Source organism: Rhodomicrobium sp. R_RK_3 (assembly GCF_002198715.1).
In the GTDB taxonomy this organism is placed as follows: Bacteria; Pseudomonadota; Alphaproteobacteria; order Rhizobiales; family Rhodomicrobiaceae; genus R-RK-3.
On sequence record NZ_MWLK01000015.1, the window covers coordinates 181,710 to 200,369 of the forward strand.

19 protein-coding genes are annotated in these 18,660 nt (G+C 65.1%); 15 read left to right on the top strand and 4 right to left on the bottom strand.

The window, feature by feature from the left end; translation table 11 throughout:
* Positions 1-969, bottom strand: coding sequence for a biotin synthase BioB (bioB, locus tag BLEFHOIH_RS07650; RefSeq protein WP_245296905.1), 969 nt, complete (start codon positions 967-969; stop codon positions 1-3).
* Positions 970-1,299: 330 nt separating this feature from the next.
* On the opposite strand from bioB, the gene BLEFHOIH_RS07655 reads away from it, so the two are divergent.
* From BLEFHOIH_RS07655 to BLEFHOIH_RS07685, 7 genes are all read left to right on the top strand, one after another.
* Positions 1,300-3,561: a T3SS effector HopA1 family protein gene (locus BLEFHOIH_RS07655; protein ID WP_088344025.1), complete on the top strand. Its 2,262-nt coding sequence runs from the start codon at positions 1,300-1,302 to the stop codon at positions 3,559-3,561.
* 163 nt (positions 3,562-3,724) lie between these two features.
* Positions 3,725-4,021, top strand: coding sequence for a hypothetical protein (locus BLEFHOIH_RS07660; protein ID WP_088344027.1), 297 nt, complete (start codon positions 3,725-3,727; stop codon positions 4,019-4,021).
* Positions 4,022-4,152: 131 nt separating this feature from the next.
* The gene (locus BLEFHOIH_RS07665) at positions 4,153-6,309 is read left to right on the top strand and encodes a hypothetical protein (RefSeq protein ID WP_088344029.1); all 2,157 of its coding nucleotides are present in this window, start codon (positions 4,153-4,155) and stop codon (positions 6,307-6,309) included.
* Positions 6,310-6,681: 372 nt separating this feature from the next.
* Positions 6,682-7,005, top strand: coding sequence for a metalloregulator ArsR/SmtB family transcription factor (locus BLEFHOIH_RS07670; RefSeq protein WP_088344031.1), 324 nt, complete (start codon positions 6,682-6,684; stop codon positions 7,003-7,005).
* Entirely contained in the window at positions 7,002-7,418 is a 417-nt protein-coding gene (locus tag BLEFHOIH_RS07675) for an SRPBCC domain-containing protein (RefSeq protein WP_088344033.1), read from the top strand. Before BLEFHOIH_RS07670 ends, BLEFHOIH_RS07675 begins: the two co-directional genes overlap by 4 nt.
* Positions 7,419-7,874: a DUF1801 domain-containing protein gene (locus BLEFHOIH_RS07680; protein WP_088344035.1), complete on the top strand. Its 456-nt coding sequence runs from the start codon at positions 7,419-7,421 to the stop codon at positions 7,872-7,874.
* 56 nt (positions 7,875-7,930) lie between these two features.
* On the top strand, positions 7,931-8,356 hold the full coding sequence (locus tag BLEFHOIH_RS07685) for a DUF1801 domain-containing protein (RefSeq protein WP_088344037.1): 426 nt from the start codon (positions 7,931-7,933) through the stop codon (positions 8,354-8,356).
* Between the two features lie 19 nt (positions 8,357-8,375).
* On the opposite strand, the gene BLEFHOIH_RS07690 is transcribed toward BLEFHOIH_RS07685, so the two are convergent.
* Positions 8,376-8,954 (bottom strand): DUF2585 family protein, encoded by a 579-nt coding sequence (locus tag BLEFHOIH_RS07690; protein ID WP_088344039.1) that lies wholly within the window; start codon positions 8,952-8,954, stop codon positions 8,376-8,378.
* A gap of 208 nt (positions 8,955-9,162) precedes the next feature.
* Between BLEFHOIH_RS07690 and BLEFHOIH_RS07695 the strand changes: the two genes are divergently transcribed.
* On the top strand, positions 9,163-9,660 hold the full coding sequence (locus BLEFHOIH_RS07695; protein WP_088344041.1) for an SRPBCC family protein: 498 nt from the start codon (positions 9,163-9,165) through the stop codon (positions 9,658-9,660).
* A 148-nt stretch (positions 9,661-9,808) separates the two neighbouring features.
* Here the strand turns inward: BLEFHOIH_RS07695 and BLEFHOIH_RS07700 are convergent, their stop codons facing one another.
* Positions 9,809-10,306, bottom strand: coding sequence for a PaaI family thioesterase (locus tag BLEFHOIH_RS07700; RefSeq protein ID WP_088344043.1), 498 nt, complete (start codon positions 10,304-10,306; stop codon positions 9,809-9,811).
* A 575-nt stretch (positions 10,307-10,881) separates the two neighbouring features.
* Between BLEFHOIH_RS07700 and pqqB the strand changes: the two genes are divergently transcribed.
* From pqqB to ampC, 6 genes are all read left to right on the top strand, one after another.
* The gene (gene pqqB, locus BLEFHOIH_RS07710) at positions 10,882-11,802 is read left to right on the top strand and encodes a pyrroloquinoline quinone biosynthesis protein PqqB (protein WP_088344048.1); all 921 of its coding nucleotides are present in this window, start codon (positions 10,882-10,884) and stop codon (positions 11,800-11,802) included.
* Positions 11,799-12,530: a pyrroloquinoline-quinone synthase PqqC gene (pqqC, locus tag BLEFHOIH_RS07715; protein WP_170937050.1), complete on the top strand. Its 732-nt coding sequence runs from the start codon at positions 11,799-11,801 to the stop codon at positions 12,528-12,530. The genes pqqB and pqqC overlap by 4 nt, the downstream gene beginning before the upstream one ends.
* Before the next feature lie 204 nt (positions 12,531-12,734).
* Positions 12,735-13,553, top strand: a complete 819-nt coding sequence (locus tag BLEFHOIH_RS07720) for a UDP-2,3-diacylglucosamine diphosphatase (RefSeq protein ID WP_170937051.1) — start codon at positions 12,735-12,737, stop codon at positions 13,551-13,553.
* Positions 13,553-14,569: a glycosyltransferase family 1 protein gene (locus BLEFHOIH_RS07725; protein WP_088344054.1), complete on the top strand. Its 1,017-nt coding sequence runs from the start codon at positions 13,553-13,555 to the stop codon at positions 14,567-14,569. Before BLEFHOIH_RS07720 ends, BLEFHOIH_RS07725 begins: the two co-directional genes overlap by 1 nt.
* Entirely contained in the window at positions 14,566-15,561 is a 996-nt protein-coding gene (locus BLEFHOIH_RS07730; RefSeq protein WP_088344056.1) for a threonine/serine dehydratase, read from the top strand. Before BLEFHOIH_RS07725 ends, BLEFHOIH_RS07730 begins: the two co-directional genes overlap by 4 nt.
* 4 nt (positions 15,562-15,565) lie before the next feature.
* A complete protein-coding gene (gene ampC, locus BLEFHOIH_RS07735; protein WP_088344058.1) occupies positions 15,566-16,732 on the top strand; it encodes a class C beta-lactamase in 1,167 nt (388 codons plus the stop codon).
* A 154-nt stretch (positions 16,733-16,886) separates the two neighbouring features.
* Here ampC and BLEFHOIH_RS07740 read toward each other — a convergent pair whose 3' ends face one another.
* Positions 16,887-17,873 carry a glutathione S-transferase family protein gene (locus BLEFHOIH_RS07740; protein ID WP_088344060.1) on the bottom strand — a complete coding sequence of 329 codons (987 nt, stop codon included), beginning with the start codon at positions 17,871-17,873 and terminating at the stop codon, positions 16,887-16,889.
* A gap of 262 nt (positions 17,874-18,135) precedes the next feature.
* On the opposite strand from BLEFHOIH_RS07740, the gene BLEFHOIH_RS07745 reads away from it, so the two are divergent.
* Positions 18,136-18,657 (top strand): N-acetyltransferase, encoded by a 522-nt coding sequence (locus tag BLEFHOIH_RS07745; RefSeq protein ID WP_088344062.1) that lies wholly within the window; start codon positions 18,136-18,138, stop codon positions 18,655-18,657.
* Positions 18,658-18,660: the final 3 nt, after the last annotated feature.

The following is an 18,660-nucleotide window of genomic DNA, read 5'->3' on the forward strand; positions in this document are numbered from 1 at the left end:
TCAAGCCGGTAGCTCGTGGCGCGGCAAATCGGCGATGCCGAGCTTGGCGAACAGCGCTGCGTCGGTGTCGACATCGGGATTGCCCGCCGTCAGCAGCCGGTCGCCGACGAAAATCGAGTTGGCCCCGGCGAAGAAGCACAGGGCCTGCGTCTCGTCGCTCATCGCGGTGCGCCCGGCGGACAGACGCACGAAGGATTGCGGCATCATGATCCGCGCCGTGGCGATGGTGCGCACGAAGGCGATCGGGTCGAGTTTTTCCGCCTTGGCCAATGGCGTGCCGGCGACCGGGATCAGCATGTTGATCGGCACGCTCTCGGGATGCTCCGGCAGATTGGCGAGCGTCACCAGCATGTCGACGCGGTCGCCCGCCTCCTCGCCCATGCCGACGATGCCGCCGCAGCAGACCTTCATGCCCGCCTCGCGCACCCGCTCCAGCGTCTCCAGCCGGTCGGCATAGCTGCGGGTGGTGATGATTTCGGCGTAATAGCGCTCGGACGTATCGATATTGTGGTTGTAATAGTCGAGCCCGGCATCCTTCAGCTTGGCGATATCCTCGTCGGACAGCATCCCGAGCGTCATGCAGGTCTCCATGCCGAGCGCCTTGACGTTCTTCACCATGGCGCAGACGGCATTCATGTCGCGCGTGCGGGCGCTGCGCCATGCCGCGCCCATGCAATAGCGCGTCGCCCCGCTGTCCCGCGCCTTCTTGGCGGCCGCCGTGACGGCCTCGACGTCCATCAGCTTCGATGCCTTGACGCCGGTCTTGTGATGGGCGGACTGGCTGCAATAGCCGCAATCCTCGGGGCAGCCGCCGGTCTTGATGCTCAGGAGTTGGCTCTTCTGCACCTTGTTGGGGTCGAAATTGCGTCGGTGAACCGTCTGCGCGGCGAACAGCAAATCGTTGAACGGCGCGTCATAGAGCGCCTCCGCCGAGGCCCGCGTCCAATCGTGGCGGATCTCGCCGGACATGGCCCGCGCCATGGGGGTTTCGGATAGGCCTCGCCGTCTGTCGCTCATTATCTGTCCTCGACGCTTCGCGCCCCGCCATTCGCGGCGAACGCAGACCGGCAGGCTATCGGCATGGTGTCATCACGTAAAGCAATCTGGTGCCTGCAAGGCGGCGGCGAAAACCCGCATTCCATGTTCTCACCATATTCGGGGGGCAAACAGAGGCAAATCGTTGATAATTTATCGACGATTTATATGCATTTTATGATTGAAGCTTTGTGGATTCATAATTATCATTGTCCGCAAGCGTTGCTTTCCGCCGCTGAGATGGCCTGCTAAGGGGGAGTGGTGATGTCCGGGATTTCGCGAATCGGCGATTCTGTCGAGCCGCTATTCGATATCATGCCTCTGCCCGGCCGGGCATCGAGGCAGCACTCCGGCACGGAGGAGGAGGACGGCGGCGGCTCGCAGCATGACCAGCAGCGCCGGAAGCAGGCTGCGCAGGCCCCCGCCCCGGCCGAGCCAGAGTCGCCGGAGAATGACGGGGGCGAGCCGCCGGAGGTCGACGAAGCGATCCAACAGCTCGGCACGGACATCCGGGCAAAAATCTTCGCCGCGCTCGGCGATATGGGCCAGCTCTATAGCGCAATGGAGACGGCGGCGCCGGCGCAGCCCGCCCTCGGCACAGGCCGCGCCGGCGACCGCAACAAATATGTCTACCGCGACGGCAACTGGTTCAACGCCGCGACCGGCGAGCCCGCGATTCCGGCCCCTGAGCCGGCCCCGGCCGTGACTGCGCTGCCGCCCGATGAGGTGCGCGGCACCGGCCGCCTCTGCGACCTCGCCCGCTTCACCTTCCGCAACGGGCGCTGGTACAACCTCTCGACCGGCCAGCCTGGGACGCCGGACGGCGAGGCGGCGGCGGAGTCGGCCGGTCCCGCTGCGTCGCCGGAGGCGGCGGGCCTGTTTCAGCGGCTTGGCTTCGAGCCCGTCATCGTGACACTGGAGGGTGCCGGCCCTTGCCTTGTCGGCATCGCGGGCGCGGAAAGTCCGGCCGAACCACCCGACGGGCGCGCGCCCGTGAGCGTGCCCGCCGGACGCCCCGCCCGCCCCGATGCCGCGTTCCGGCGGCGCTACGCGCCATGGCTTGCCGCGAGCACGGCGGGCTACAACCGCATCCACCTGGCCGCCGCCGAGGACTTCCTCGCCGCATGGCGCGCGCTGAGCGGCCCGCAGGGCTTCGCCCGCCACGATCTGCGGGCCTTCATGCACCCGCGCACCCGCGACATCCACATCCGGGCGCAGGCCACCACCCGCGAACCGATCATGCACGAATTGGCGCATTCCACCCGGTCGGAGGTGTTCACCGCGATCTTCAGCACTTACCGTCTGCATGGCGATGCCGGCGCCAGCATCAGCGAGGCGGCGACCGCCTATCTCGCCTTCAAGACCGACGCGCCGGAGCCCTTCGCCGCCGCCGGGGGCTATGCGCGCTATCTCGAGCACAAGCGCGGCCCGCGCCTGACGCCCCGCGACGAGATCACCCGGCTCGCCGAACCGCTCTTCGACGCGCTCGGCGACGACCTTTACCGGGCCTTTTTCGCCGGCGATCCGGCATCGCTCGCGCGCCTTGCGGCTGCTGTCCGCGCCATTCCCGAGCTCAAGATCCCCGGCACCTTCCGGACCGAGACCGCGCCGAGCTCGGCCGAGCGCCTTGCCGATCTGCTGCACCGCGTCGCCGCCGACGGCCGCGATGTCAGCCCCCGCAGCATCCACCGCCATCACCGCCGCCCGGATGCGCGGCAAAACTTCCTGCCCGACCTGGAGGCGCCGCTCGCCTGCCTTGCCCGCATCCGCGACGCCGCGCGCGGCCGGCCGCAAGACGCCGATATGCTGAGCCAGTCTCTGCACGCGCCGGGCGAGCCGCTGCTCGGCGCGATCCTCGCCGGCGATCCGCTGCCCGGCTATACGGTGTTCAAGGCGGCCGATGACGGCTTCCTGTTCAGCCGCGCCGGCGCCGAGCGGGAGCGGATCGCCCAGCGCATCTATATCAACGCCGCGCAGGCCCATGCGGGCGACGTCTTGGATTTCGTCATCCGCCAGATCGTCGACCGGCCCGCCGCCTTTCCCGGCGTTGTCGGCGCAAAAATCTCCGGGCCGTTCTCGGGGGCAGGGCGCACCGACAACATCGTCATCTACCTGGAGAGCGAGGAGGATCGCAGCCGCGTGCTCGGCCATCTGGCGCGCTATGAACGCGCCCATCCGTCCCATTTCCTGCCGCAGACGCCGCGCCTCGCCATGCCGCATTTGCCCGGCATCGGCATCGCCGAGGAGCCGACCGCCGCCATGAAGGACGCCGCCGAGGCGATTTTCGAGGCGGAAGGGCTGCCCCCGCCGCAGCGCCATACCGGCCGCCTCGGCTTCGGCAATCTGCGCGCCATCGTCATCTATCTGGCCTACCGTGATTGCGCCGGAGCGCCGAGACCGGCCGCCGGCAACGCCGATTTCGCCGACACCCTGCGCTGGAAGGTATGGCAGCGCTTCGTCCAGTTCGGCATCAATCCGGACGAGCCCTCGCTCAATCTGCGCCGCGGCGCCGATACAGCGCGATAATACCGGGCGTAACCGCCCGTTCAGCCGCGATTAAGCCGGGATATGCCCAGATTCACCGGATGACAGATTTCGCTGATTGGTTCATTGTGACGCGGTTTCAACCTGCCTTCTGACGGAAATCACCATGGTACCCGGCGTAAAACTCTCCATTCGGGCACTATTCTTGCTCAGTTGTACCCTGCTGTTCCATCTCCCGCCGGCGGGAGGAGCCTCGGCCCAGCAATATCTCGGCAATGAGCGGCAGAAATGCACAGGGGCCGTCACGGTGACGGCGTCGGGCGGGACGCTGACGGTGCGGCCCTTCGAGTCGCGCTCGGTCGATATCGGCAACACCAAGGTGAGCTGGCAATGCCAGGACCAGCAGGCCAGCGACACCCAATGCCCGCAAAACACCAATAAGGTGCTGATCGACCGCAGCCAGGGCGGCAGCACCTTTTCCATCATTTGCCTGCACGACTAGATCCCGATCGGCGCGCTCGCGCCGCTGCCTTTTCCTGCGTCCGCACGATTTGCCGCGCAATCCGGCATCTGCCGTCCTGATCGTGCTCTGAAGTCTCGCGTCTTTGAATTCGCGTCGTTTGGGTGGGGGATATGAACGACATCACGCCAGCCGGCTCCAGCGCAGCCCGGCATTTTTCGCAGGACCTGATCCTGTTCATCCTGCCCGCCGCCGTGCTGGGCTTCCTCGCCCTGGCGATGTTCTTCGATTTCCTCGGGGCGCAGTCGAGTGAGATCGCCAAGCTCATCAACGAGATCGAGATCCAGTGCAAGGCGGATTTCTGGAGCAGCGTCGGCAAGGCGGCGGCGCTCGATCCGAGCGTCACCGGCAATGTGAGCTGCGGCCATTACCTGCCCAAGATCGCGCTGTTCTTCGTGCTCCTCGCGGTGTGGAGCGTCATCGCCAATGTCATGACGTTGAAACTGTTCCACTCGGTCCAGCCGCCGCGCCTGCGTTTCGCCATCGCGGCCGCCGTGGTCGTCGCCCTGCCGGCGATCCTGCTGGTCAAATATCTGACCGTGATTCCGCCCAGCCTGACCTGGGTGAGCAATTTCCCGATATTCGTTCTGCTGATCGTCGCCCAGACCGGCCTGTTCGCCGCCTTTTTTGCCTGGCGCTTCTTCCGGCATCCGGACCGGCAGATCGGGCCGTGGCTGCTGCTGACGCTGTTCCTCGGCTCGATCGTCGCTTTCGTGGGCCTGTCGCTGCTCTTCGCCTATTACCCGGCGAACTTGTTCAATTATATCGGCACGACGAATACGCTCGTTCTCTACCTGCTGCTCGCCTACGCCTTTGTCGGCGGGCTGTTCTACTTCGGGCGGGCGACCGGCATTCCCTTCTCCGGGTTGCTGCTGCTCTGGGTGCTGGCGCTCAATAGCTGGGGCATCAACGACAACCATACCGTGCGGGCGCGCCAGATCCCGGCACCGGCCATTAAGGGCGAGCAGCAATTTCTGAGCTGGCTCAACGCCCGGCGCGACCGCGCCGCCTTCGCCAATCACGACTATCCCGTCTATATCGTCGCCTCGGCGAGCGGCGGCACCTACGCGGCGATGCGCACAGCCTATTTCCTCGATGTGCTGCAGCAGAAATGCCCGGCCTTTGCCCACCACATCTTCGCCATCAGCTCCGTCTCCGGCGGCGGCCTCGGCGCGCTCGCCTTCGCCGCCCAGCGGCAGAGCCTGGAGCCGCAGGCCTTGGCGGCCTGCGCCGCCATCGAGGCGGCCGGCACGCCCGCCGATTACAAGGAAACGCCGATCCTCGACGCCTTCTTCTCGCAGGATCTGGTCTCGACCATCGTCGGTGCGGGCTTGTTCCCCGACATGCTGCAGCGCATCCTGCCCTTCTCGGTGGCCGCCTTCGACCGCTCCGAAGCCTTCCGCAAGGCCATCGGCGAAAACTGGCGCTCGGCGCTGCGGAGCACGGCGGAGCGGCGGCCCTCGGTGATGCGGCGCTTGCGGCCGTCCCCCACCGACAAATGCTCGCAATGGCGCTTTTTCTCCCGCTGCGAGATCAGCGCCTATTGGGACCCGGCCGGCGACATTCCGATGCTGATCTTCAACGCCACCGAAGTCGATAGCGGCTCGCCGGTCGTGCTCTCCAATCTCGACGCCATCTATTACGCCAACAGCCTCGCCGCCAGAAACAGCCCGAATTTCCAGAACCGCTCGATCTATGTCATCGATGCGGCGAGCCTCAGCGCCCGCTTCCCGATCGCGCTGCCGGCTGGCTTTATCAACGATGTCGGCGGCAGTACGCGCATCCGCCTCGTCGACGGCGCCTATTTCGACGGCTCCGGCCTCAGCACCGCGCAGGCCGTCAAGCTGGCCATCGACGGCATCGCCGCCGCGCAGAATTTGCGCGTGAAGGTCCGCATCATCTTTCTCGGCGAGAAGGTGCCGAGCATTTACGACGCCCTGGCGATCAGCACGGGCGCCGGCATGACGATGACCACGATCGAGGCCCCGCGCGGCGCTGAACTCAGCGCCCATATCAAGGCGCTGCTGCAGTCGCGCGACCAGCGCAGTGCCGAGACGCTGCGCCAGGCCTTCCGCATCGACCCGACACTCCTCGGCTTCCAGTGGGACCCTTCCTTCGGCCAGCAGAATGCGACGCCCTGCTCGAACATTCCGCTGGCCTGGTATCTGGCCCCCTGCACCCAGCGCGTGTTGAAGGACAGGCTGCGCAACGCCGTGCAGGAAAATGCCGATGCGCTGGAAGTGCTGCGCCAGGAACTGTCGCCGCAATAAAGCGCGGTGCTGTTCCGGGCGCGTTAGCGCCCGGGTCTAACTCCTAAGCGAAATCCCCGCGAAGGCGGGGATCCAGTATTCACAAACTCGAATTAGCTTGCCGATCAACCGCTTGCGCTGCGGCGTACTGGGTCCCCGCCTTCGCGGGGATTTCGATAAGCTGGGTTTCAGCTTAATCTCATCAGGCTCCAGCCGCCGTCAGGAGCACCCGATACGCGGGTGCGGCTCGTCGAATCGCCGACCACCAAATGACGGCACGCCCCCAGCCCCATGGCTCCCGGGACGAAATCACCCTGTCCAGACCTTCCCGCTTGACTAACTCATAGCTCGACAGTTATATGTCAATCCATAGCCCAACGGTTATCGATCCAGATGCTGAACGCTCACGACGTACTCTTCAGAACCCTCGCCGACCCGACCAGGCGGGCCCTCTTCGAGCGGCTATGCCGCGAAGGCGAGCAGACCGTCGCGGCCCTGACCGCTCAGGCCGGGGTCTCGCAGCCGGCCGTGTCGAAGCATCTCGCGGTCCTGAAACAGGCCGGGCTGGTGCGCGACCGGCATGAAGGCCGTCAGACGCATTATAGCGCGCAGCTCGGCGCCCTGGCCCCGCTGATCGACTGGACAAGCCAGATGACCGGGTTCTGGCAAAACCGCTTCGACGACCTCGAGGACTTGCTGAAAAGGATGGACCAATGACCCAAGTTGCGACCCAAACGCGTTCCGTCATTGTCGAACGTGAGATCCCCTATCCGCCGGAAAGGATCTGGCGCGCGCTCACGCAGCCGCATCTGCTCGAGGAGTGGCTGATGAAGAACGACTTCAAGCCGGTCGTGGACCATCGTTTCAAATTCAGCGGCGAGTGGGGCGCCGCTGAATGTCAGGTCACGACGCTCGAGCCGCATAAAACGCTGTCCTACACATGGGCGGCCTACGGCCTGGAGAGCGTCGTCACCTGGACGCTCACGCCGACCGGCAACGGAACGGTTCTGCGCATGGAGCAGGCGGGCTTCCGGCCGGATCAGGAACAGGCTCATCGCGGCGCCCAGGGCGGCTGGCGGCGGTTCTTCGCCAAGCTGGAAGAGCTTTTGGCGCGGGCCGACGAGGTTTAAATGGCGGACAAACCGAGCCAGCGGGCGTCGAAACTGGCGCCTCCGAAGGCCGGAGGGCCGGTGCTGCTAGCGGGCGGCAACCCTCAGATCGCGAAAGCCTATGGCGACGCCCCGGTGCAGGCCTATATCGCTGCCATGCCGGGCTGGAAAAGCGACGTCGGCCGCCGGCTCGATGCGCTGATCACGCGCACCGTTCCCGGCGTGCACAAGGCGGTCAAGTGGAACTCGCCGCTTTACGGCATCGAGGGCGACGGCTGGTTCCTCGGCGTCCATTGCTTCTCCAACTCCATCAAGGTGGCGTTCTTCCGGGGCGTCGCGCTCCGCCCCGTCCCGCCCGGCACCTCCAGGACCAGGGAGACGCGCTATCTCAACATTCGCGAGGACGACCCGTTCGACGAAGCCCAGGTCGCCGACTGGGTGAAGCAGGCTAGCAAGCTGCCCGGCGAGCGGATGTGAGCGGGAGGACCTACGCAATGAAGCCTGCCCAGGAAAGCCCGGGGAAAACGACGACCATGAACAAGATGACGAGCGCTCCGCAGAAGGGCTCCCCCTCGCAACTCATCGACGCGCGAATCGCGGAGCTGGGCGATTGGCGCGGCGCGATGCTCGCCCATGTCCGGGCTGTCATCAAACAAGCCGACCCCGAAGTAGTCGAGACTTGGAAATGGAGAGGGGTTCCGGTGTGGGAGCACGCCGGCATCATCTGCACCGGCGAGACCTATAAGAGCGTCGTGAAGCTGACTTTCGCCAAGGGCGCCGCGCTGGACGACCCGTCCGGCCTCTTTAATTCCAGCCTCGAAGGCTCGACCCGCCGCGCGATCGACATCCATGAGGGCGCCGCGATCGATGGGCAGGCGCTTACGGCGCTCCTTCGCGCCGCCGTCGCGCTGAACCTTTCGCGCCCCGCGCGCTCTCAGAAGAAACCCAAGAGTACGTAATGCCGGCCCGGCGGCGCAGCTATTGCTGCTTGCCGCCTTCCTGCCATTTCGTGACCCACTCGATCGGGTGGACCAGATTGATGATGTTGGTCGTCAGATTGTCGCGGATCAGCCAGGCCATCCAGACTTCGATGCCGATCAGCAAGGCGACGCTGACGACGACCGGCAGCCAGGCGGCAAGGAAGAAGCCGGCGACCATGGTGAGCAGGTCGGCGACCGAATTGATGATGCTGTCGCCGTTATAGCTGGCGGTGATGGCGGTGTCTTTGTACTTGTTGATGATATAGGCGCTGTTCTCGAACAGCTCCCAGCCGCCTTCGATGGCCGTGGCGATCAGCAGACCGACGGCGAAGGGCACGCGGCCCCGCCCGATCAGCCAGATGAAGAAATAGAAGATCAGCCCGTGCAGGATGTGGCTGAAGGAATACCAGTCGAAAATGTGCTGCGAATCCTCGCCGGCAAAGCCGCCGACGTCGAAGAGCTTGACGGTCCCGCAGGCGCAGATCGGCGAGCGGCCGTTGTAATACAGCAATCCGGCAAGGAGCGCGACGCCGGCGAGCCAGATGATGAACGCAGGTACGGGGGTCAATTTACGCATGGGTTCTCATCGCATGAGATCGGCGAATGAGGCAATCGAAGCGGGGATTCCCGACGCATTCCGGGGCTGGAATGAGGTAGCTATGCCACACCCCGAATGGGTGAGGCGATCGCCGCCAGCGGCGGCTGAGAAAAATCGAGGTCGCGTTGTCGGAGGGCCGGCCGGTGGTTCGTCCTAAGCCCACACCCAATCAATCACGGAGAGGACCATGACCGCCGAAGCCCAGACCGCCAAGACCGCCGCGCCCGCCGACGAGCGCGATCTCGTCCTGACCCGCATCATCGACGCGCCGCGCGAAAAGCTGTTCCGCTGCTGGACCGAGGCCGAATTGATCAAGCAATGGTTCGCGCCGCTGCCTTATACGACGCCGTTCGCCGAGCTGGATGTGCGCCCGGGCGGCTCGAGCCTGATCGTCATGCGCAGTCCGGACGGTGTCGACATGCCAAATCCCTTCGTCTATCTCGAGGTGGTCAAGAATGAGCGCCTGGTCGGCACCGATGCTTACACAAGGGCCTGGGAGCCGTCCGCGAAGCCGTTCATGACCTTGATCCTCACCTTCGAGGACGCCGGCGACGGCAAGACCCTCTATACGGCACGCGCGCTGCACTGGACGGTGGCCGACCGCGAAGCGCATGAGAAGATGGGCTTTCACGTCGGCTGGGGCATCTGCACCGACCAACTCGCGGCGCTCGCCGCTAAGATCTAGATCCACAGTTTTTGTCATCCCCGCGAAAGCGGGGATCCAGTAAAGGGCAGAGATTGCGGTTGGGCAGAACCCAAACGCCAGCGCTGCGGCGTACTGGATTCCCGCGTTCGCGGGAACGACACCATTACCTCTGGTGAGCCCCTTCGGCTCAAGCCTGCCGGGCCGGCGCCGGCAGGATCATGCAGGTCTCGATGCCATGGGCGACCAGCTTGCCCGCGGCGTCGGTCAGCCGCGCCTCCGAACTTGCCAGCCGCGAGCCCGTGTGCACGGCGACGCCTTCGCAGCGCAGCCGCCCGGTCGCCGCCAGCACCGGGCGCACGAAATTGATGGTCATGCTGGTGGTGGTGAAGATCTGGCCCGGCTCGAGCAAACTGTGCACCGCGCAGCCGAGCGCGCTGTCCAGCAGCGTCGAAATCCAGCCGCCATGCACCGTGCCGAGCGGGTTGTAGAATTTCTCCGACGGCGCGCCTTCGAACACCGCGCGGCCCCTCTCGACCGAGACCATGATGAAGTCGCAGCTCTGCGCGATGGGCGGGGCCGGGAGCGCGCGATCGATCATCGCCTGCAGCATGTCCAGACCGCTCATGCCGGCCGCGATCTCGCGCGGCGTGATGCCGTATTTCACAATATCCGGCTCCACGGTCATGCCTTCCTCCCCAATTTGCCCAGCTATAGCTGCATATGCAGCTAGATTTAGATGTATATGCAGCCATGAGAGCCGGCGCAAGCAATATGTCAGACAAAATCTCCGCGAAAGCGGAATTCAGGAAGCCGCGGCAATTGCTGGGAAGCAGTGGCCCGACTTCGCGTTCGTCAATACTGGATCCGGGGTTGCGCGGGGGTTTCGAAGACTATGGAGGCCACCCGACCTAACGCCACCTCCGCCTTTCTCCGGACGCGCCCAGGTGCGGCGCGTGCGAGCCCCGCCAGCACATTCTATCGCTTTCGTGATGGCACCTTCGACAGCATTCAAGAGTTCTTTACCTCGCGCGGCATTGGCGAGGGCGGAAGGTTTGCGCTAGACTTCGACCGGACGCGCGGAGAATGGCTCTAGCCATGAACGAAACCGGATCGAACCGCGCCTCAATTCGATCCCGATTTACAAGGAGAACGCACCCATGAAGAAAGTTTGGACGAAGCCTCAGGTCAGCCAGCAGGATGTCAGCCTCGAAGTGACGGCTTACGTCGCAGCGCAGCTGAAGTAGCGATTTCGCGGGCCTGATGCTCGTCAAAATCCTGGGATCGGCTGCGGGGGGAGGCTTTCCTCAGTGGAACTGCGCGTGCCGCAACTGCACGGATGTGCGGCGCGGCGTGCCGGGGCTCAAACCTCGCAGTCAATCCTCGCTCGCCGTCAGCGCCGATGGGCTTGGCTGGTGCCTGCTCAACGCCTCGCCGGACCTGCGCGCGCAAATCGCGGCGCATGAGGCGCTCGCGCCGGGGACGGAAGACGTTCGCGGCAGTCCACTGAAATCGGTCGTCCTGACCAATGCCGATGTCGATCATGTCGCTGGCCTTCTGAATCTGCGCGAGGGCCAGCCGTTTCATCTCTATGCCAGTGCGCGCGTGCTCGAAGCGGTCGCCGCCAATCCGATTTTCAACGTGCTGAAGGACGGCGTCGTGACGCGCGTGGCCATCGCCGATGGTGAGAGCTTTGAGCCGGCCGGCTGTCCAGGCCTCGCCATCGAGCTGTTCACCGTGCCGGGCAAGGTCGCGCTCTATCTCGAAGACCCCGAAGCGGGCGCGAATTTCGGCTCGGATGACGGCGATGTCGTCGGCCTCAAGCTGACGGATAAGGCGACGGGCGGCTTCATGTGCTATGTGCCGGGCTGCGCCTCGGTCGATGAGCGGCTGCTGCTGAAATTCGCGGGCGCCTCGGCCTTGTTTTTCGATGGCACCCTCTATACGGACGACGAGATGATCGCGCTCGGCCTGTCCCAAAAAACCGGCCGCCGCATGGGCCATCTCAGCATCTCCGGCGAGGACGGCTCGATCGCGCAGCTTGCATCGCTGGACGTGGGGCGCCGCATTTTCATCCATCTCAACAATTCCAACCCCGTATTGCGCGAAGACAGTCCCGAGCGCCGCGCCACCGAGGCGGCAGGCTGGGACATCGCCGAGGACGGCATGGAGATCGCCCTGTGAACCGTCCCCTCGATCCGGAAGAGCTGGAAGCCCAAATCCGCGCCGTCGGGGCGGAGCGCTATCACGACAAGCACCCTTTCCATCACCTGCTGCATGGCGGCAAGTTGAACAAGGGACAGGTGCAGGCATGGGCGCTCAACCGCTATTGTTATCAGGCTGCGGTGCCGCGCAAGGACGCCGCCCTCATCGCCCGCACCACCGACCGGCAGCTCCGCCGCGACTGGATCAAGCGCATCCTCGACCATGACGGCCAGGGCGGCGAGGAAGGCGGCATCGAGCGCTGGCTGGTGCTGACCGACGGCCTCGGCCTCGACCGCGACTACGTCACCTCGATGCAGGGCGCGCTGCCCGCCACCCGCTTCGCCGTCGAAGCCTATGTCCGCTTCGTCGCTGAACGCACGCTGGTGGAAGCGGTCGCCTCGTCGCTGACCGAGCTGTTCGCGCCGAAAATCCACCGCGAGCGGATTTCGGGAATGCTGGAGAATTACGATTTCATCGGCGAGCCGGTGATGGCCTATTTCCGCCGCCGCCTGACCCAGGCGACCGACGACGCCGGCTTCGCCCTCGATTACGTCAAGCGCCACGCCCTGACGCGTGAGGCGCAGGACGCCTGCGTTGCCGCCGTGCGCTTCAAATGCGACGTGCTTTGGGCCCAGCTCGACGCGCTGCACCTTGCCTACGTCACCCCGGCGAACATCCCGCCTGGCGCCTTCCGCCCGCGGGCGTGATCTGCCGGTGCCGCCACGCTGTTACGCCCTCGCGCGCGCCAATTGATGCGTTGCGCAAAAACCTCAATGTCGCTAAAAAGAGGCAGACTGAAAAAGGGGCCCTGGCTGGGCAAGGGGCGCTGCGCCGATTTGCTACGGCTGTCACACCCCTGAAACGCGAATCCCTGTTATTCACTCTGACATCATTGCGTTTGGGATAGGATCGTGCAGCAACCCAGCGAGCAGGACGGCTTGAGCAAACATTACCGCACGCTCTTCATCTCAGATGTGCATCTGGGCACCAAGGCGTGCCAGGCCTCTCATCTCCTCGAATTTCTGCGCCGTTACGAAGCCGATACTTATTATCTGGTCGGCGACATCGTCGATTTCTGGCGCATCCGCCGCACGCCGCACTGGCCGCAATCGCATAATGACGTGGTGCAGAAGCTGTTGCGCAAGGTGCGCAAAGGCGCGCGCTTCATCTACATCCCCGGCAATCACGACGAGGCGCTGCGGGCCTATTGCGGCCAGCAATTCGGCGGCATCGAGTTTAAGCAGAACGACATCCATGTCACGGCCGACGGCCGCCGCTTCCTGGTCATGCATGGCGACGAGTTCGACGTCGTCATCCAATATGTAAAATGGCTCGCCTTCCTGGGCGACTGGGCCTATGTGGCCGCGCTCGGCATCAATACCAGCTTCAATAAGGTGCGGCGGCGCTTCGGCTTTTCCTATTGGTCGCTGTCGGGCTATCTGAAGCACAAGGTGAAGAAGGCGGTGAACTATATCGGCGATTTCGAAACCGCGCTGTCCGGCGAGGCCAAGCGCCATGCCGCCGAGGGCGTGATCTGCGGCCATATCCATTTCGCCGCCATCCGCGAGATCGCCGGCACCACCTATATCAATTGCGGCGACTGGGTCGAAAGCGCGACGGCGGTCGGCGAGACGCATGACGGCAAATTCGAGCTGATCCGCTGGCTGGACGTGCTCGAGGCGGAACAGGCGGATGCCATGGCGCTGAGCCAGACCGCCGCCGCCGCCTAATGCGCCTCCTGATCGCGACCGACGCCTGGCGCCCGCAGGTGAACGGTGTGGTGCAGACCTATGAGCGGCTGGCCGAGGAGCTGAGGCTGCTCGGCCATGAGCCGGAATTCCTGACGCCGAACGGCTTCCGCACCGTGCCGTTGCCGACCTATCCCGAAATCCGGCTGGCCATGATTACGCCCGGACAGGCGCGCAGCCGCATCGCCGCCTTCCGGCCCGACCGCGTCCATATCGCCACCGAAGGCACCATCGGCCTCGCGGTACGGTCCTGCTGCCTGCGCCAGGGGCGGCCGTTTACGACCAGCTATCACACGCGCTTTCCGGAATATCTGCATGCCCGGCTGCCGGTGCCGGAAAGCTGGGGCTATGCGCTGGAGCGCTGGTTCCACAACGCCGGCAACGGCATCATGGTCGCCACGCAATCGCTGAGGCGGGAGCTTGCCGGCAAGGGCCTGCAACGGCTGATGCCCTGGACGCGCGGCGTCGACACCAAACTGTTTCGCCCGCGCGACATCCGGCTGTTCGGCGAGGGGCCGGTGTTCCTCTATGTCGGCCGGGTGGCGGTGGAGAAGAATATCGGCGCCTTTCTCGGCCTCGACCTGCCGGGGCGGAAAGTCGTCGTCGGCGGCGGCCCGCAGCTTGCGGCGCTGAAGGCGGAATTCCCGCAGGCCCATTTCACCGGCCCGCTCCGGGGCGAGGCGCTCGCCGAAGCCTTCGCCTCGGCGGACGTCTTCGTCTTCCCCAGCCGCACCGACACTTACGGCGTCGTGATCCTGGAAGCGCTGGCCTCGGGCCTGCCGGTCGCGGCCTTTCCGGTCACCGGGCCGAAGGACATCGTGCAGCATGGCGCGGTCGGCTATCTGAGCGAGGATTTGCGGGACGCAGCCATGCGCGCCCTGGCGATGGACCGCGCCGCTTGCCGCGACTATGCTCTTGGCTTCAGTTGGGAAAATTGCGCCCGCCAATTCGTCCAGAACATCGCCTCCATCTCCAACACCCCACCGGACCAGCCATGACAGAGCCCCTCCGCCTTCCGGCCATCGAAGATCTGCGCGACGCCGCAACCCGTATCGCTCCCTTCGCGGTGCGCACGCCGCTGCTGGAATCGGCCTTTCTGAATGAGCGGCTGGGCACGCGGGTGCTCTTGAAAGCGGAAGTGCTGCAGCGGACCGGCAGCTTCAAATTCCGCGGCGCTTACAACACCATCTCGCGCATCGACGCGAAGGTTTATCCCGGCGGGGTGGTCGCCTGTTCGTCCGGCAATCACGCGCAGGGCGTCGCCGAAGCGGCGCGGCTGTGCGGCATCCCGGCGGTCATCGTGATGCCGGCGGATGCGCCCGCGATTAAGGTTGCGCGGACGAAGCGTTCAGGCGCCGAAGTCGTGCATTTCGACCGCTTCAGCGAAGACCGCGAGGCCATCGCCGCCGCCATCGCCAAGGAGCGCGGCGCGCAATATGTGGCGCCCTTCGACAATTTCCACGTCATTGCCGGCCAGGGCACGGCCGGCCTCGAACTCGCCGAGCAGGCCAAGGCCGCCGGCGCGGATTTGGAAGCGGTATTCGTCCCCGTCAGCGGCGGCGGACTGGCGGCGGGCGTCGCGCTCGCCATGGCCGAGGCGATGCCCGAGTGCCGCGTGCACTCCGTCGAGCCACGCGGCTTCGACGATTACGCCCGCTCGCTGAAGAGTGGCCAGCGCGAACTGAACGCCCCCGGCGCCAAGTCGGTCCTGGACTCGCTGCTGATCCACCAGCCCGGCGAGCTGACCTTCGCCATCAACCGTGACCGCCTCGGTGCCGGCGTGGTGGTCACCGACGCCCAGGCGCTGGCGGCGGTCGCGTTTGCGTTCAACGAGCTGAAACTGGTGGTCGAGCCGGGCGGCGCGGCGGCGCTCGCCGGGCTGTTGTCTGGCGAGTACAAGCTTTCAGGCAAGCCCGTCGCGGTCGTGCTCTCGGGCGGCAATATCGACCCGGATATCCTGGCCGATGCGCTGGCGATGGATGCGGCTTAGAGACATGCTTTCAAAAGCCATGGGTTTCGTGGCCGCGGCGATCGTCGCCGCCGGTCTCGGCGGAGCGGCGGCTGACGAGCGCGCCAGCATCAAGAGCACCGTCGACGAGGCGGTCGGCCCGGTCATGCAGAAATTCGGCGTGCCCGGCATGGCGGTCGGCATCGTCACGAAGGACGGGCAATATGTCTTCGACTATGGCGTGGCATCGAAGGAAACCGGGCAGCCCGTGACGGACACGACGCTGTTCGAGATCGGCTCGGTGACCAAGACCTTCACCGCCACGCTCGCGGCTTACGCGCAGATCAAGGGCCATCTCCAGCTCGCCGACAGCGTCAGCAAGCACCTGACCTCCTTGAGGGGAAGCAGCCTCGACCAGGTGACCGTGCTGCAGCTCGCGACCCACACGCCGGGCGGTTTTCCGCTGCAAGTGCCGGACGAGGTGACCGACGCTGACCAGCTCATGGCCTATTTCCGCAACTGGAAGCCGGCCTACGCGCCGGGCACCACGCGGACTTATTCCAATCCCTCGGTGGCTTTACTCGGCATGGTCGCGGCCAAGAGCATGAACGGGGATTTTGCCGCGCTGCTGCAGGGCAAGCTCTTCGCTCCCCTCGGCATGAGCCGCAGCTTTCTGGCGATATCGGAAGCCGAGCAGCGCGACTACGCGCAGGGCTATACGAAGACGGACGCGCCGGTCCGGATGTCGCCCGGCGTGATCGCCTCCGAGGCCTACGGATTGCGGATGACGGCGGGTGATCTGCTGCGCTTCGTCCAGGCGAATATGGGCATGCTGAGCCTCGACGCGGAGCTGCAGCAGGCGATAACGGCGACGCATACGGGCTATTTCCGTGTCGGTGAGATGACGCAGGATCTGATCTGGGAGCAATATGCCTACCCGGCCGAACTGACGTCGCTGCTGGCCGGCAATTCCGCCAAAATCGCTTTGGAGCCCAACGCGGCTTCCGCGATCGATCCGACCCTGCCGCCCCGGGAGGGCGTTCTCATCAACAAGACCGGCTCGACCAATGGCTTCGGCGCCTATGTGGCCTTCGTCCCGGCGAAGAAAATCGGCGTTGTGCTGCTGGCGAACAAGAATTACCCGATCGAGGCGCGCGTGACGGCGGCACACCGGATCCTGACGGGCTTGGACGCGAACGCAGCGAAAGATTGAGATCGGTCTGGCGGGCGGCGCGGCCGGACTTGCGCTCGACACTTGTCATTCCCGCGCAAGCGGGAATCCAGTACTCCGCAGCGATCGCGTTGAGGCATCGCCTGACGGCTTTTGTTGCCCTTTACTGGATCCCCGGTCGCGCGGGGATGACGACTCAAACCGTCGCCAGTGTCCGGTCATAGGGTGCGTCGAAATTCAGCTCCGGGCCGAGCGGGATGATACCGGTCGGATTGATCTGGCGGTGCGAGCCGTAATAATGGTGCTTGATGTGGTCCATGTTCACCGTGCCGCGAATGCCCGGTGACTGGTAAAGCGCCCGCAGATAGTTCGACAGATTGGGATAATCCGCGATCCGACGCTTGTTGCATTTGAAGTGGCTGTAATAGACCGCGTCGAAACGCAGCAGCGTCGTGAACAGCCGCCAGTCGGCCTCGGTCGGCGTCGCGCCGGCGAGATAAAGCTGGCGGCTCAGCTTGTCGTCCAGCCAGTCCAGCGCGGCGAACAGCGCCATATAGGCCTTCTCATAGGCGGGCTGGAGCGTGGCGAACCCGGCTTTGTAGACGCCGTTATTGACGTCCTCATAGACCCGCACATTGACCGTATCGATGATCTCGCGCAGAGCGGGCGGGCAAAAATCCCCGGCCCGCGCGCCGACGCCGTCGAAGGCGCCGTTGAACATGCGGATGATCTCGGAGGATTCATTGGAGACGATGGTCTCCTGCTGCTTGTCCCACAGCACCGGCACGGTAACGCGGCCGGTAAAATCGGGCTTGGCCTTGAGGTAGACCTCGTAAAGCCGGTCCTTGCCGTTGACGCGGTCGCCGGTCGCGCCGGGGAAATCGGTGGCGAAGGTCCAGCCCTCCTCGAGCATCAGCGGGTGAACGACATCGACGGAGACGATCTCCTCGAGGCCCTTCAGCACGCGAAAGATCAGCGTGCGGTGCGCCCAGGGGCAGGCCAGCGAGACATAGAGATGATAGCGGCCGCGCTCCGCCTTGAAGCCGCCGGTGCCGCTCGGGCCGGGGCTGCCGTCGGCCGTCACCCAGTTGCGGAAGGAGGATTTCTGGCGCTGGAACTGGCCGCCGGTCGAGGCGGTATCGTACCATTTGTCGTGCCAGACGCCATCGACCAGAAGACCCATCGTTTTCGCCCTTCATCCTTCGCAGCCACTGACGCCATATCGCATCTGGACGCCGCCATCCACCCATGCTATGGCCCCCTCGCCATGATGACGAAACCCGCCCTTGCGCGCAAAGTTGCGCTGCTCCGACGACGCTGAAGCTCACCGAAGCTTTCGCGGCTCGGAAGGCATGTCATGGCGCGAGGACCGGCTTTGCCGTCCCGCATGATCGCCTGCCGAATGCTCCTCTCGCCCATTAGAGACTAGGACAGGCGACCTCGTAATGCCCTGCGTTTTTTCGATCCGGCCGCAATCGCCGGAGGATGCTCTCGCCGTTGATGCCCTGCACGAAGCCGCCTTCGGGCCCGGCCGGTTCGCCCGCACCGCCTACCGCATCCGGGAGGCGGCGACCCGGCCGCCGCTGATCGCGCTGACCGCCCGGCACGAGGATCGCGTGATCGGCGCCATCCAGTTCGCCGCCATCACCATCGGGGGGCGGCGCGGCGCAATGCTATTGGGCCCACTTGCCATCGCGCCCGAACACAAAAATCAGGGCTGTGGTTTACAACTGATGAATCACGGCCTTGCCGAGGCGTCCCGGCTCGGCTTCCGCCTGGTCGTCCTGATCGGCGATCTGCCCTATTACAGCCGCGCCGGTTTCGCGGTGATACCGCGCGGCCAGATCCACCTCCCCGGTCCGGCCGATCCGGCGCGTTTCCTCGCCAAAGCCTTGCAGCCGGGCGCACTGGCGGAATATTCCGGCCTCGTCGCGGCGGATAATGAGCCTCCGCCGCGCATGGATTGAAGG

Coding starts and splice junctions, on each gene's coding strand:
- BLEFHOIH_RS07665 (WP_088344029.1), top strand. CDS start 4,153: ATGAACGACATCACGCCAGCCGGCTCCAGCGCAGCCCGGCATTTTTCG.
- BLEFHOIH_RS07725 (WP_088344054.1), top strand. CDS start 13,553: ATGCGCCTCCTGATCGCGACCGACGCCTGGCGCCCGCAGGTGAACGGT.
- BLEFHOIH_RS07700 (WP_088344043.1), bottom strand. CDS start 10,306: ATGACCGTGGAGCCGGATATTGTGAAATACGGCATCACGCCGCGCGAG.
- BLEFHOIH_RS07690 (WP_088344039.1), bottom strand. CDS start 8,954: ATGCGTAAATTGACCCCCGTACCTGCGTTCATCATCTGGCTCGCCGGC.
- BLEFHOIH_RS07695 (WP_088344041.1), top strand. CDS start 9,163: ATGACCGCCGAAGCCCAGACCGCCAAGACCGCCGCGCCCGCCGACGAG.
- BLEFHOIH_RS07680 (WP_088344035.1), top strand. CDS start 7,419: ATGGCGGACAAACCGAGCCAGCGGGCGTCGAAACTGGCGCCTCCGAAG.
- ampC (WP_088344058.1), top strand. CDS start 15,566: ATGCTTTCAAAAGCCATGGGTTTCGTGGCCGCGGCGATCGTCGCCGCC.
- pqqB (WP_088344048.1), top strand. CDS start 10,882: ATGCTCGTCAAAATCCTGGGATCGGCTGCGGGGGGAGGCTTTCCTCAG.
- BLEFHOIH_RS07670 (WP_088344031.1), top strand. CDS start 6,682: ATGCTGAACGCTCACGACGTACTCTTCAGAACCCTCGCCGACCCGACC.
- bioB (WP_245296905.1), bottom strand. CDS start 969: ATGTCCGGCGAGATCCGCCACGATTGGACGCGGGCCTCGGCGGAGGCG.
- BLEFHOIH_RS07740 (WP_088344060.1), bottom strand. CDS start 17,873: ATGGGTCTTCTGGTCGATGGCGTCTGGCACGACAAATGGTACGATACC.
- BLEFHOIH_RS07675 (WP_088344033.1), top strand. CDS start 7,002: ATGACCCAAGTTGCGACCCAAACGCGTTCCGTCATTGTCGAACGTGAG.
- BLEFHOIH_RS07730 (WP_088344056.1), top strand. CDS start 14,566: ATGACAGAGCCCCTCCGCCTTCCGGCCATCGAAGATCTGCGCGACGCC.
- BLEFHOIH_RS07655 (WP_088344025.1), top strand. CDS start 1,300: ATGTCCGGGATTTCGCGAATCGGCGATTCTGTCGAGCCGCTATTCGAT.
- BLEFHOIH_RS07685 (WP_088344037.1), top strand. CDS start 7,931: ATGAACAAGATGACGAGCGCTCCGCAGAAGGGCTCCCCCTCGCAACTC.
- BLEFHOIH_RS07745 (WP_088344062.1), top strand. CDS start 18,136: ATGCCCTGCGTTTTTTCGATCCGGCCGCAATCGCCGGAGGATGCTCTC.